This is a genomic window from Streptomyces sp. NPDC020917 (assembly GCF_044333795.1).
Taxonomy (GTDB): Bacteria; Actinomycetota; Actinomycetes; order Streptomycetales; family Streptomycetaceae; genus Actinacidiphila.
In genome coordinates this window covers 136,688-149,569 of sequence record NZ_JBIRRR010000020.1, presented here as the reverse complement: position 1 = coordinate 149,569, position 12,882 = coordinate 136,688, and the positions used below count along the sequence as shown (strand labels likewise).

Below are 12,882 nucleotides of genomic sequence, written 5' to 3'. Positions count from 1 at the left end.
ACGGGCACGACATGGCGCCGGCCGCCCGGGACGCGTGTCCCGGGCGGCCGGCTCCCCCCGTTCAGGGACGGCCTCCGTTCAGAGGCCGCCGCTCAGGGGCGGCCTCGGTTCAGAAGGCCACCGCTCACCACGCCGAGGGGGCGGGCGGCGGGACGACCGCGGGGCGGTCGTCGCAGGTGATGGTGTTGGGCAGCTCCCACGGCGCGAGCCAGGGCCCGGTGGTGCCGCCGCCGTCGTTGTCGCCGAGGTCGGTCACCGCGAACTCCGAGCCGGCGGGTGTGAACTGGAAGGAGCCGCAGTTGTTGACGCCGACCGCCCCGACGTTGCGGGCGTCGACGTTCTGGAAGGTCGCGCCGCCGGCGGTGCGGGCGCTGAGCACCGAGGTGCCGGTGCCGTCCACCCGGATGTCCGTGAAGTGGACGTCGGTGATCGAGTAGAGGTCCTTCACGGGGAAGTCGGAGACCAGCATGATCGCGTTGTAGGTGTTGTCGAGGAAGTCGTCGCCGGTCACCTGGATGTCCGCGTCGATGTTCCGCTCCAGCGCGTAGAACCAGATCGCGCCGAGGCCGATGTTCCAGTTGAGCTCGTACGTCCCGGCGCGGACCGTGGTGTTGCCGGTGATCCACAGGTGGCCGGTGAACGCCTGGGAGCCGAAGCGGGAGCCGACCTGCAGGGCGCTGCCCTCCCGGATCGGGTCGGCGATCAGGTTGTTCGAGACGGTGTTGTCGGTGCCGCCGTACAGGGCGATGCCGTTGGCGAGGACCGGCGTCTGCACGGTGTTGTGGTCGAAGGTGTCGCGGGCGTCCTCGGCCTTCTCCGACCACATCGCCAGGGCGTCGTCACCGGTGTTGCGCAGGAAGTTGCTGGAGACGGTGGAGTCCGTGACGCCGCTGTGGAAGTTGATGCCGTCGGCGATCTGGTCGACGATCGTGTTGCCGCTGATCCGCAGGTTCTTCATGGGGCCGTCGAACCACATGCCGACCTTGGTGTGCTGGATGTAGAGGCCCTCGATGGTGGAGTCGCTGAGCGCGCCGCCGATGCCGTTGACCTGGTCGGTGTCGATGCGCTCGCGGACGTCGCCCTCGATGGCGAAGCCCGACAGGTGGACGTGCGAACTGCCGCCGACCGAGGCGTCCTTGCCGTAGAAGCCGACGCCCGTGTGGACCGACCCGTCGGGTGCCGGCGTCGCCAGGTCCACCTGGTGGCCCTTGATGATCGTGTACCAGCTGCCGGCGCCCTCGATGGTGACGTCGTCGACGACGATGTGCCGGTTCACCTGGTAGGTGCCCGGCGGGATGTAGACCTTCAGGCGGGTGCGGTGGGCGAAGGCGATCGCCCGGTCGAGGGCGTCCGCCGAGTCCCGGCGGCCCGTCGGGTCGGCGCCGAACGCCAGCACGTTGGCGGCCACCAGGTCGACCTTGGGCTGCGCCACCAGCTGGGAGTCGAGCAGGTCGACGGTGGTGGCCGCGGCGCCGGCGGGCACGGTCAGCCGGACCTTCTGGCCGGCCCGGTAGGTGCGGCCGAGCAGCAGCCGCTGCTCGTCGTAGAAGTGGTTGGGCCGGAACGGCTTGGCGAAGACCGGGGCGGGCGTGGTGTCCTGCGGCACGCAGCCGCACTCGGTGACCCACCAGTCGGGGTGGGAGACGTCGGCGGTCGGGTCGTTCGAGAACGGATAGAGGTTGTAGAGCCAGGCGTACTGCGAGGTGAGCGTCATCCTCGTGCGGTGGCCGCCGTCGACGGTGACGTCCAGCGGCGAGGTGATGCCGCCGCCGGCCGGGGCGTCGGGGACGCTGTAGCGGACGGTGATCGCGTTGGCCGCGCTGGGCAGGGTGAACTCGACGTACTGGCCCGGCCGGAGGGTGACCGCGCTGCGGCCGGACGCCTCGGCGGGCAGGGTGTAGGCGTCGCGGCCGGGGCCGATGACGGTGCCGTCGGTGACCGCGTGCTCGGCCTCCTGCTCGGCGAAGTCGACGTTCGCGCCGCGGCCGGCGACGAGCGCGGGGGCGAGCCCGGCCCGGGTCACCACCGGTCCGGTCGGCGCGCCCGTCCCGCCGGCCGGGTGGCCCGCGCCGCCGCCGGTTCCGGCCAGCGCGGTCCCGCCGCCGAGCACGCCCAGCCCCAGCGTGACCGCGGTGACCGCCGCGGCCGCGCGCAGAACGGCCGTCGCCCCCGCGGTTCTTCGCCGCGGCCGGCCCGCCCGCCCCACCCCAGCACCTGTGAAGCTCCGTGACATCGAAAGCTCGTTTCTGTCGGATCCCATCGGGGTGAGGCGACAGTAGGGCCGCTCCGGAGCCTCCGACAAGGTTCCTGCACGAAGATTTCGCCGCCTTGGCGGCAAGCTGCACGTCCTTGTGTGATTCTTGCGCCGACTGATCCGGCTCGTTGCAGGAGCGGCGACCGGCGGTCGGCGTGGACGCGCCGGACCTCACGTCATGTCCCGCGGCGGGAAGGCTGGCTGGGGACGCGCGCCGGGACCGCGCCACCGGACAGCCGGTGGCCGGCGGGGATCCGCGGGGCGAGAGCGCAGGGGCTCGGCCCGAACGAGCGGCTCTGGAGCGGCTGATGCCGGGCGGGAGCGGGTGGTCGACGTCGCGGACCACGTCGACGCGACGGCGCACTTCCCGGTGACGGGGATCGTCAGGTGACGGAGAACTTCGGGTGACGGGGATCCTCGGGCGACGGGGTCGCCGGGTGACGGAGGGTCACACCGTGCAGGACGCCTTCGTCCCGGGCGGGTCGGCCTGCCCGGGACGAAGGCGCCGGTCGGGGCTCAGCGGGCGCCGAGCAGGTGGTCCATCGCCAGCTGGTCGAGGTGCTCGAAGGCCATGCCGCGGGCCGCGACCGCGTCCGCGTCGAAGTCCTCGTACGCGCTGCGGTCGGCCAGCAGCGCCTGCAGGGTCTCGCCCTCGCCGAGCGTCGGCCGGGCCAGCTCGTCCAGGCGCGAGGCGCGCAGCGCCTCCTGCACCTCGGGGTCGGCGCGGAACGCCGACGCGCGCTCCTTGAGCAGCAGGTAGTTGCGCATGCAGCCGGCCGCGGACGCCCAGACGCCGTCCTTGTCCTCGGTCCGCGGGGGCTTGAAGTCGAAGTGCCGCGGGCCCTCGTAGCCGGCCGTCTCCAGCAGGTCCACCAGCCAGAACGCGGCGCGCAGGTCGCCGGCGCCGAAGCGCAGGTCCTGGTCGTACTTGATGCCGCTCTGCCCGTTGAGGTCGATGTGGAAGAGCTTGCCGTGCCACAGTGCCTGGGCGATGCCGTGCGGGAAGTTGAGCCCGGCCATCTGCTCGTGGCCGACCTCGGGGTTGACGCCGACCAGGTCGGGGCGCTCCAGGGAGTTGATGAACGCGAGCGCGTGGCCGACGGTCGGCAGCAGGATGTCGCCGCGCGGCTCGTTCGGCTTGGGCTCGACGGCGAACCGCAGGTCGTAGCCCTGCGAGACGACGTAGTCGCCGAGCAGGTCGAACGCCTCCTTCATCCGGTCCAGGGCGGCCCGCACGTCCTTGGCCGCACCGGACTCGGCGCCCTCGCGGCCGCCCCAGGCGACGTAGGTGGTGGCGCCCAGCTCGACCGCGAGGTCGATGTTGCGGATGGTCTTGCGCAGCGCGTAGCGGCGCACGTCGCGGTCGTTGGCGGTGAACGCGCCGTCCTTGAAGACCGGGTGCGTGAAGAGGTTGGTGGTGGCCATCGGGACCTTCATCCCGGTGCTGTCCAGCGCCTGCCGGAAGCGCTTGACGTGGCCCTCGCGCTCGGCGTCGGTGGAGCCGAACGGGATGAGGTCGTCGTCGTGGAACGTCACTCCGTACGCGCCCAGCTCGGCGAGGCGGGTGACGCTCTCCACGGGGTCCAGCGGGGCGCGCGTGGCGTCACCGAACGGGTCGCGGCCCTGCCAGCCGACCGTCCACAGGCCGAAGGTGAACTTGTGCTCGGGCCCCGGGGTGAGGTGCTCGGGCACCGAGGGCGTGGTGGAAGTCATGATGGTCGGCTCCTATTCGTCAGACTGTTGAACAAATTAGTATGCGAGGCCGAGGATGGGAAGTGGGCACGGCGCCGGCTTCCGCCACAGGGCATTTGCGAAGGGATCGGTCACATGGCGGCACAGGGGACGGGCGGCCCGGGCGGGCGGGTCGTACTGGGCGTGGACAGCTCGACGCAGTCCACGAAGGTGCTGGCGGTCGACGCCGGCACCGGCGAGGTCCTGGCGCGCGGGCAGGCGCCGCACACCGTGAGCACCGGCGCGGGGCGGGAGACCGACCCCGAGGTGTGGTGGCAGGCCCTGCTGAGCGCGCTCGGGCAGATCGGCGAGTACGCCGCGCGCGCCGAGGCGGTCGCCGTCGGCGGGCAGCAGCACGGGCTCGTGGTGCTGGACGGCGCGGGCACGCCGCTGCGGCCCGCCCTGCTGTGGAACGACACCCGGTCGGCGCCGCAGGCCGCCGCGCTGGTCGAGCGGCACGGCGCCCAGTGGTGGGCGGAACGGTTCGGCTCGGTGCCCGGCGCGAGCTTCACCGTCGCCAAGTGGGAGTGGCTGCGCGAGAACGAGCCGGAGGCGGCGGCCGCGGCCGCGGCGGTGCGGCTCCCCCACGACTTCCTGACCGAGCGCCTGTCGGGCGCGGCCGTCACCGACCGCGGCGACGTGTCCGGCACCGGCTGGTGGGCCTCGGACCGCGAGGAGTACGACCACGAGCTGCTGGCCGGCGTCGGGCTCGACCCGGCGCTGCTGCCGGCCGTGCTCGGGCCCGGGCAGCAGGCCGGCGAGGTGCGCGACGGGCTTCCCGTACGGGCCGGCGCGCTGGTCGGCGCCGGCACCGGCGACAACGCGGCGGCCGCGCTGGGACTCGGGCTCACGCCCGGGCGGGCGGTGCTCAGCCTGGGCACGTCCGGCACGGTCTACTCGGTGTCCCGGCAGCGGCCCGCGGACCCGACGGGCATCGTGGCCGGGTTCGCCGCGGCCGACGGCGGCTGGCTGCCGCTGGCATGCACGCTCAACTGCACGCTGGCGGTGGACAAGGTGGCCGCGCTGCTCGGCCGCGACCGCGAGGACGTCGAGCCGGGCGGCTCGGTGGCGTTCCTGCCGTTCCTCGACGGCGAGCGGACGCCGAACCTGCCGTACGCGTCCGGCCTGCTGACCGGGCTGCGCCACGAGACGACGGCCGGCCAGGTGCTTCAGGGGGCGTACGACGGCGCGGTGTACGCGCTGCTGGGTGCGCTGGACCAGGTGCTCGCCGTGGACGGGGCCGAGGCCGCGGGGTCGGCGGAGCCGCTGCTCCTGATCGGCGGCGGGGCGCGCGGCGCCGCGTGGCTGCGGACGGTGCGGCGGCTGTCCGGGCGGGACGTGCAGGTGCCGCGGGCGGCGGAGCTGGTCGCTCTCGGCGCGGCCGTGCAGGCCGCGTCCCTCCTCACCGGGGAGTCGGCGGCGGCGATCGCCTCCCGCTGGGGGACGGCGGACGGGCCCGTCCACGCCGCGCTCCCCCGCGACGACGACGCTCTCGCCCGCCTCGCGGCCGCCCTCCCCCTCGCCTAGCGCCCCCTCAGGGGCGCGGGGAACGAGCCGCACGCCGGCGACGCTCCCCCGCCGGGCAAGCACCTGCCCCCCAGGGGCGCGGGGAACGAGCCGCACGCCGGCGACGCTCCCCCGCTAGGCAAGCACCTGCCCCGCAGGGGCGCGGGGAACTGCGCGCCCAACCACGCACGAGCCGCCCGACGGCAACGAAGCCCCGCCGGGCAAGCACCTGCCCCGCAGGGGCGCGGGGAACTGCGCGCTCAGCCCGCGCGGCGCCGCGGGTCGCCACCGCCCCGAAGGGGCAGTTCGGTCCGTCCCGGACCACCGGCCGGTGGTGGGCTGGTCGCGCAGTTCCCCGCGCCCCTTATGGGTTGCCCCACACCGCAAGGTGAAGCAGGCCCGGAGCCGGCCCCGAGGGCGAGCCCACACCGCGGGGTGAAGGTGGGGAAGGGGGCGGCCCGGAGGAGCGGGAGAAGGGATGCGGATACTGAGGGACGAGAGAAGGAGGCGCCGTGGGAAACGGCAAGGGGAGCGGGCCGCAGGCCGAACTGCGGCGCCGGAACATGGCCCTGGTCACCCAGGCCCTCGCCGCGGGCGAGCAGAACACCCGCGCCACGGTGGCCGCAGCCGTCGGCCTGACCAGGGCAACCGTCTCGACCCTGGTCGACGAGCTCCTCGCGGCCGGCCTCCTGAAAGAGCTCGGCGCGCAGCGCCCCGGCACGGTCGGCCGCCCCGGCACCGTCCTGGCGCTGGCCGACACCGGCCCCGCGGGCCTCGGCGCCGAGGTCGGCGTCGACCACCTCGCGGCCTGCGTGGTGGACCTGCGCGGCGCGGTCCGCTGCCGCGCCGAGGCCCCGGCGGCCAACCGCGGCCGCCCCGCCGAGGCCGTCCTCGCCGACCTCGCCGTGCTGGCCGCGAACGTCACCGGGCAGGCCGCCGCGATGAGGCTGCGCCCGGTCGGCACGACGGTCGCCGTCCCCGGCCTGGTCGGCCGCGACCGCCGGACCGTGCTGCGCGCACCCAACCTCGGCTGGGAGCAGGCGGACGTCGCCGCGGCGCTCGGCCCGGACACGGTCGTGGAGAACGAGGCCAACCTCGGCGCCCTGGCCGAGCTGTGGTTCGGCGGCCACGACCGCCTCGCGGACTTCGTGCACGTCTCCGCCGAGATCGGCATCGGTGCGGCCGTGGTGGTCGAGGGCCGGCTGTTCCGTGGCGCCCGCGGCTTCGCCGGCGAGCTGGGCCACGTGCCGGTGCGGCCGGACGGCCCGCTGTGCTCGTGCGGCGCGCACGGGTGCCTGGAGACGTTCGCGGGCGAGGAGGCGCTGCTGCGCGCCGCGGGCGTGACCGCGGGCCGCGGCCCGGCGCTGGGCGCGGCCGCCGCCACGGGCGACCCGGCGGCGCTGGCCGCGCTGGCGGAGGCCGGCGCGGCGCTGGGCATCGCGCTCAGCGGCGCGGTGAACCTGCTGGACCCGCAGGCCGTGGTGGTCGGCGGCCCGCTCGCCGAGCTCGCGCCGTGGCTGCTGCCGGGGGTGCGGCGGGAGCTGGCGGACCGGGTCACGGACCGCCAGTGGCGCCCGCAGGACGTGGTCACCTCGCGCCTGGGGCGCGACGGGGTGCTGCGCGGCGCGGCCTACAGCTCGGTACGGGCCGTCCTGGACGACCCGGCCGCCTGGATCATCGCCGGGGCGGAACGGTCCGCGAACCCGGTCAGGACCGGCCCTGGTGGGGGCCGGTCCTGACGGGACGCGCTCGGCGGGAACGCCCTGGGCGGGCAGCCGCGGGTCAGTGGAGGGCGGAGCCCGCCACCCACTGCGCCCAGCTCATGTTCCAGCCGTTGAGGCCGTTGGACGGCTGGATCGTCTTGTCCGGCGAGTTCTTCACGATGACGACGTCACCGACCAGCGAGTTGTTGTAGAACCACGCGGCCGGGGTGTTCGGGTCCTTGCCGCCCTTGGTGTCGCTCAGGCCGATGCAGCCGTGGCTGGTGTTGACCGTGCCGAAGATGGACTTGTCGCCCCAGTAGTTGCCGTGGATGAACGTCCCGGAGTTGCTCAGCCGCATGGCGTGCGGGACGTCGGGGATGTCGTACTCGCCCTTGCCGTCGCTGTCGGTGAAGCCGACGGTGGCGCCGTTCATCCGGGTCGTCTGGTCCTTCTCGGAGATGACCATCTGGCCGTCGTACGTGGTGTGGCCGTCGGCGCCCGCGGAGATCGGCAGGGTGTTGATCACCTGGCCGTCGCGGACCACGGTCATCATGTGGGTCTTGGTGTCGACGGTGGACACCTGCGAGCGGCCGACGTCGAAGCTGACGGTCTTGTGCTGGACGCCGTAGACGCCCGGCTCGGCCTTGACGCCGGCGAGGTTCAGGGTCAGCGAGACGTGCGAGCCGGCCTGCCAGTAGTTCTGCGGCCGCAGGTCGAGGCGCTTGGAGTTGAACCAGTGGCCGACCACGGTCTGGCCACTGCTGGACGTCACGGTGATGCCCTTCTGCACCGCGGCCCGGTACGTGCTGTCGACGGCCTTGTCGAAGTTGATCGAGACCGGCATGCCCACGCCGACGGTGGAGCCGTCCTCGGGCGTGAAGTAGCCGACGAAGGTGCTGGTGGCCGTGGTGGTCGCGAACGTGGTGTCCGCCGCCGCGGCGCGGCCCTGCGGGTCGGTGGCCTGCGCCGATATGTGGTACTGGGTGGCGCGGCTGAGCGACGCCTTCGGCGTCCAGGTCTTGCCGTCGGAGGATATCGAGCCCGGCACGACGGCACCGGTGGCCTTGACCGTCATGGTGACGTGCGTGAGGGTGCCGCCGGCGACGGTGACCTTGGCGCTGTTCAGCTTGTTGCCGGTGCTGCCGCTCTTCGGCGTGATGGTGATCTTCGCCGCGGACACGTTCTTCGCGGCGTTCGCGTCCTCACGCAGCTGGGTGTTCGCGGAGGCCGAGCCGGACGGGGACGCCGACGGAGAGGACGACGCCGCGCTGGAGGCGCTGGGCGACGAGGAGACGGTCGCGGCGGCCTTGGCCGACCCGCCGTGCCCGCCGCACGCCGTCAGCGCGATACCGCCTCCGGCGAGCACCGCGGCGGCCGCGAGGGCGCGGCGGCGGACGGCGGACTTGCGGGCAGGGCGCTGAGCAGGGGCGTTTCCGGAGTCGTGCGTCACTCGTGTCTCCAATGGGCTTCGACTGGGCTTTCGACGAGCCGAGGGCTGCTTCGACTGCTTCGTCCTTATGCATGGAAACAGGTGACCGGACCGTTACGTGCCGATCTGCCGGAAATTGTGTCCTTTCACACGCTGCACACACGCACCTGCCCCGATCCCTCCCGCCCCGCGTCCGCGCAGCTCAGAGGGGCCGGGCCCGTCCGTCAGCGGCGCCGCGCACCCCCGGAGCCGCCCGCGGCCGCCCCGTCCTCGTCCTCGTCCTCGTCCTCGTCTTCTTCGTCTTCGTCGTCCTCTTCGTCGTCCGCCTCGTCGTCCTCGTCCATCCCCCAGTCGTCGTCCTCCGCCGGGTCGTACTCGGTGTGCGCGCACGACCACGACGCCTGGACCAGCTCGATGCCGGGGACGTCGGCGACCAGCTCGCTGGGGTCGACGAGGTACGCCAGCGCCTCGGACTCGTCGTGACCGACCGCCGACTGCGCGTGGTCGCGTTCCTGCTGCGGCATGAACGTGTCGGCCGCGATCCGGGAGAGCGCGGACGCGCGCAGGTCGTCGGCGGCCGTCACCTCCAGCACGAGTTCTGCCTGCAGGCGTACGTAGTGGGGGCCGGTGTCACCGCGGGGAAAGTCAGTAGCGCTCATGACACGGAGGGTAAGCGGACGGAGCGCGGCTTCCCACGAGCCACACCAAGTCACTACGATCGCCCCCACGGTCAAGTCACCGCACCCTCCCCCCGGGTTGGCGCCCGGGAGGTATCCCCAGGGAGATCCTTTGACCTCGCCCCGCCCCTATGTGGCCGCAGCGGCAGCGTCCGTGCTCGCCGCCCTGTACTTCGTGCCGTCCGCTTCGGCGAGCCCGCACCACTCCACGACCGCCCGGACCGCCGCGACGGCCGACCGGGCCACCACCATGTCGCAGGCCGCCCCGCAACTCGGGCTCGCCGACACGGGAGCGGTGGACACCAAGCCGTACCTCGTCGGCGGCGCGGCCTTCCTCGTCGTCGGCGCCGGCCTCGTGGTGAACGCCGGCCGCCGCTCGCGCGCCTCTCTCTGACGGGTCGTCAGAGAGAGGCGGTACGCGGCTGACGCGCGCCCGGACGGCGCTGCCCGCCGGCCGCGGCCTAGGCCAGCGGGCCGGTGACCGTCTCGGCGGCGCGGACGAGCCCGCCGCCACGGACGAACACGCAGGCGCTCTCCAGGTCCGGCGCCAGGAAGCGGTCACGGCCGGGGCCGTGCACACCCGCTTCCCGCACCGCCGCCAGGACCGCGGCGGACGCGGGCGCCAGGCGCAGCTCGGTGCCCACGGTCCTGATCTCCAGCGCGCGGGTGGCCGCGAACATCTCGACGGCGATGACGCGCGCCAGGTCGTCCACCGCCGTGCGCAGCTTGCGGGCCGCCGACCAGCCCATCGAGACGTGGTCCTCCTGCATCGCCGAGGACGGGATCGAGTCGACCGAGGCCGGCACCGCGAGCCGCTTCATCTCGCTGACCAGGGCGGCCTGCGTGTACTGGGCGATCATCAGCCCCGAGTCGACGCCCGGGTCGTCGGCCAGGAACGGCGGCAGGCCGTGCGAGCGGTTCTTGTCCAGCAGGCGGTCGGTGCGGCGCTCGGCGATGGACGCCAGGTCGGCCGCGGCGATCGCCAGGAAGTCCAGGACGTACGCCACCGGGGCGCCGTGGAAGTTGCCGTTGGACTCCACCCGGCCGCCGCCGTCGCCGTCGATCAGCACCACGGGGTTGTCGACGGCCGCGGCGAGTTCGCGGTCGGCGACCAGCAGCGCGTGCGCCAGGGTGTCGCGGCCGGCGCCGGCGACCTGGGGCGCGCAGCGCACCGAGTAGGCGTCCTGGACCCGCGGGGCGTCGTCCTGGTGATGGCCCGTCAGCCCCGAGCCGGCCAGCACCCGCAGCATGTTGTCGGCGCTGGCCGCCTGGCCGGGGTGCGGGCGGATGGCGTGCAGTTCGGGCGCGAGCACCTTGTCGGTGCCGAGCAGCGCCTCCAGGGTGAGGGCCGCGGTGATGTCGGCCGCGGTGAACAGCGCGGCCAGGTCGGCGCAGGCCATCAGCAGCATGCCGAGCATGCCGTCGGTGCCGTTGATGAGGGCCAGGCCCTCCTTCTCGCGCAGCTCGACCGGCTCGATGCCGTGCTCGGCGAGGAGGTCGGCGGCCGGGCGGACGGTCCCGTCGGGGCCCTCGGCCTCGCCCTCGCCCATCAGCACCTGGGCGCAGTGGGCCAGCGGCGCGAGGTCGCCCGAGCAGCCGAGCGAGCCGTACTCGTGGACGACCGGGGTGATGCCGGCGTTCAGGATCGCGGCCATCGTCTGCGCGACGACCGGACGGACGCCGGTCCGCCCCGAGGCGAGGGTCTTCAGCCGCAGGAACATCAGCGCGCGCACGACCTCGCGCTCCACGCGCGGGCCCATACCGGCCGCGTGCGAGCGGACCAGGCTGCGCTGGAGCTGGGCGCGCAGTTCGGGGCTGATGTGGCGCACGGCGAGCGCGCCGAAGCCGGTGGACACGCCGTACACCGGTTCGGGCCTGGCCGCGAGGGCCTCGATCACGGCGCGGGAATCGGCGAGGCCGTCCAGGGCGGACGGGGCCAGCTCGACGGTGGCGTCGTGCCGGGCGACGGCGAGGACGTCCTCCGCGGTGGCGCCCGTGGCGCCCACCACCACGTTCTGCATATCCATATTCACGCACCCTAAGCACTGAATCGCTTCCTGTCACGCCCGGTCGCCCTCCCCGGGCCGGCCCCCCTCCCCGGACTACCCGAGCCCCCAGGGGCGCGGGGAACTCCGCGACCAGCCCATCTGCGGGCCGCAGGTCGTCACCGCCCCGAAGGGGCAGATCGGTCCGTCCCGGACCACCGGCCGGTGGCGGGTTGCGCGCGCTGGGGGCACCTCCCAGGCGCAGCACTGGGGGACCCCGCGCCCCTGATGGTTGACCTGCACCGTCAGGTGGAGCCGGACAGGGCCGAGCCCTGAAAATGCTCAAGGCAGCCCGCATGCGGCGCACCGCAGCCCGCAGGGTGGACGCAGCCCGTGGGCCGGGTCAGAGGTGGCGGCCTCGCAGGGAGCGCCGCTCAGAAGCCGGATGCGCAGGCGGCGAATCCGCGAGCCTGACGACGGGATCGTCGGGCCCCTCCTGCCCGGCCACAACAGGATGCTCCGCCCGCAACGCCTTCGCCCGGTACTGCGCCGCATCCGCAAGCCGGAAGAGCCGCCGCGCCGACCGCACCGGCCCGATCGCCTCGCCGGTGGAGGCGACCCCGCAGGCCACCCCCTCGCCGACCTCCAGCTCCGCGGCCCGCCGGCACAGCTCGCCGGCCGCGGCGATCACCTCCTCGGGTTCCACCCCGACCGCCACGATGCAGAACTCGTCACCGCCGAGCCGGGCCGCCAGGCTCCCGGGCAGCATCGCCCCGCACAGCGACAGCAGCGAGCCGAATCGTTCCAGCAGGCGGTCGCCGACCGCGTGGCCCAGCCGGTCGTTGACCGTCTTGAGGCCGTTGAGGTCGCACACCACCAGGCTGACCACCGTGCCGTCGGCCCGGTGCCGCTCCAGCGCCTCGTCGAGCTTGACGTCGACCGCGCGGCGGTTGCCGAGCCCGGTCAGCGGATCGGTGAAGGCCAGCCGCTGCACCTCGGCCAGCCGCTCGGTCTGCGCGATCCCGGAGGCGATGAGCGCGGCCAGCACCGTCGCGAAGTCCGCGTCGGCGCGGCCGAAGGCGGGCTCGCCGAGGCCGCGGGCCACGTACAGCTCGCCCCAGGCCCGCCCGTGCACGACGATCGGCGCGACCACGCAACTGCCGCGCCCGCGCCGCCGCAGCGCCGCCGTCCGGCCCCAACTGCTGCCGCCGGGCTCCGCGCCGGTGTCGTCCGCGGTCTCCACCCAGGCGTGCGGCTCGCCACCGGCCGCCCAGGTGCCGTGCAGGAACTCGGCGATCTCCGGGAAGTCGTGCACCGAGTACGACTCGTCCGCCGGCTCCGGGTCCTCGCCCGGCGCCAGGTCGCCGTCGTTGACCAGCACCCGCAGCCGGCCGGTCTCGCGCTCCCACGCGGAGATCGCCGTGAAGGAGCCGTCCATGGCCAGCCGCGCCCGGCGCGCGGCGGCGCGCACCGCGGCCCTGGGCGTGTGGGCGGTCGCCAGGACCTGCGCGAGCTCGACGACGGCCCGCAGCCGCACATCGGCCGAATCGTCAACCATCCGTCCAGGCTAGGGACGTTTGACCCGGTATGGGCGCGT

9 protein-coding genes are annotated in these 12,882 nt (G+C 74.1%); 3 read left to right on the top strand and 6 right to left on the bottom strand.

Annotated elements, in window-relative coordinates:
• Positions 1-124 precede the first annotated feature (124 nt).
• Together ACH4TG_RS32555 and xylA are read right to left on the bottom strand one after the other, a co-directional pair.
• Positions 125-2,233, bottom strand: a complete 2,109-nt coding sequence (locus ACH4TG_RS32555) for a glycosyl hydrolase family 28-related protein (protein WP_398246211.1) — start codon at positions 2,231-2,233, stop codon at positions 125-127.
• A 537-nt stretch (positions 2,234-2,770) separates the two neighbouring features.
• Positions 2,771-3,967, bottom strand: coding sequence for a xylose isomerase (xylA, locus tag ACH4TG_RS32550; RefSeq protein WP_398246210.1), 1,197 nt, complete (start codon positions 3,965-3,967; stop codon positions 2,771-2,773).
• A gap of 114 nt (positions 3,968-4,081) precedes the next feature.
• Here xylA and xylB point away from each other — a divergent pair, with 114 nt between their 5' ends.
• Both xylB and ACH4TG_RS32540 read left to right on the top strand, forming a co-directional pair.
• Complete coding sequence (xylB, locus tag ACH4TG_RS32545) at positions 4,082-5,512, top strand: xylulokinase (protein ID WP_398246209.1); 1,431 nt, start codon at positions 4,082-4,084, stop codon at positions 5,510-5,512.
• A 542-nt stretch (positions 5,513-6,054) separates the two neighbouring features.
• The gene (locus ACH4TG_RS32540) at positions 6,055-7,230 is read left to right on the top strand and encodes an ROK family protein (protein WP_398246261.1); all 1,176 of its coding nucleotides are present in this window, start codon (positions 6,055-6,057) and stop codon (positions 7,228-7,230) included.
• A 43-nt stretch (positions 7,231-7,273) separates the two neighbouring features.
• Here the strand turns inward: ACH4TG_RS32540 and ACH4TG_RS32535 are convergent, their stop codons facing one another.
• A complete protein-coding gene (locus tag ACH4TG_RS32535) occupies positions 7,274-8,644 on the bottom strand; it encodes an Ig-like domain-containing protein (protein ID WP_398246208.1) in 1,371 nt (456 codons plus the stop codon).
• Between the two features lie 203 nt (positions 8,645-8,847).
• Positions 8,848-9,282, bottom strand: coding sequence for a hypothetical protein (locus tag ACH4TG_RS32530; RefSeq protein WP_398246207.1), 435 nt, complete (start codon positions 9,280-9,282; stop codon positions 8,848-8,850).
• A 130-nt stretch (positions 9,283-9,412) separates the two neighbouring features.
• Here ACH4TG_RS32530 and ACH4TG_RS32525 point away from each other — a divergent pair, with 130 nt between their 5' ends.
• Positions 9,413-9,694, top strand: coding sequence for a hypothetical protein (locus ACH4TG_RS32525; protein WP_398246206.1), 282 nt, complete (start codon positions 9,413-9,415; stop codon positions 9,692-9,694).
• 67 nt (positions 9,695-9,761) lie between these two features.
• Here the strand turns inward: ACH4TG_RS32525 and hutH are convergent, their stop codons facing one another.
• Both hutH and ACH4TG_RS32515 read right to left on the bottom strand, forming a co-directional pair.
• Positions 9,762-11,327: a histidine ammonia-lyase gene (gene hutH, locus ACH4TG_RS32520; RefSeq protein ID WP_398246205.1), complete on the bottom strand. Its 1,566-nt coding sequence runs from the start codon at positions 11,325-11,327 to the stop codon at positions 9,762-9,764.
• Between the two features lie 361 nt (positions 11,328-11,688).
• Positions 11,689-12,843 carry a diguanylate cyclase domain-containing protein gene (locus tag ACH4TG_RS32515; protein ID WP_398246204.1) on the bottom strand — a complete coding sequence of 385 codons (1,155 nt, stop codon included), beginning with the start codon at positions 12,841-12,843 and terminating at the stop codon, positions 11,689-11,691.
• Positions 12,844-12,882 lie beyond the last annotated feature (39 nt).

Bases quoted from the DNA above. Each gene is read 5' to 3' on its own strand.
- ACH4TG_RS32515 (WP_398246204.1), bottom strand. From the start codon at position 12,843: ATGGTTGACGATTCGGCCGATGTGCGGCTGCGGGCCGTCGTCGAGCTC.
- hutH (WP_398246205.1), bottom strand. From the start codon at position 11,327: ATGGATATGCAGAACGTGGTGGTGGGCGCCACGGGCGCCACCGCGGAG.
- ACH4TG_RS32530 (WP_398246207.1), bottom strand. From the start codon at position 9,282: ATGAGCGCTACTGACTTTCCCCGCGGTGACACCGGCCCCCACTACGTA.
- ACH4TG_RS32540 (WP_398246261.1), top strand. From the start codon at position 6,055: ATGGCCCTGGTCACCCAGGCCCTCGCCGCGGGCGAGCAGAACACCCGC.
- xylB (WP_398246209.1), top strand. From the start codon at position 4,082: ATGGCGGCACAGGGGACGGGCGGCCCGGGCGGGCGGGTCGTACTGGGC.
- xylA (WP_398246210.1), bottom strand. From the start codon at position 3,967: ATGACTTCCACCACGCCCTCGGTGCCCGAGCACCTCACCCCGGGGCCC.
- ACH4TG_RS32555 (WP_398246211.1), bottom strand. From the start codon at position 2,233: ATGTCACGGAGCTTCACAGGTGCTGGGGTGGGGCGGGCGGGCCGGCCG.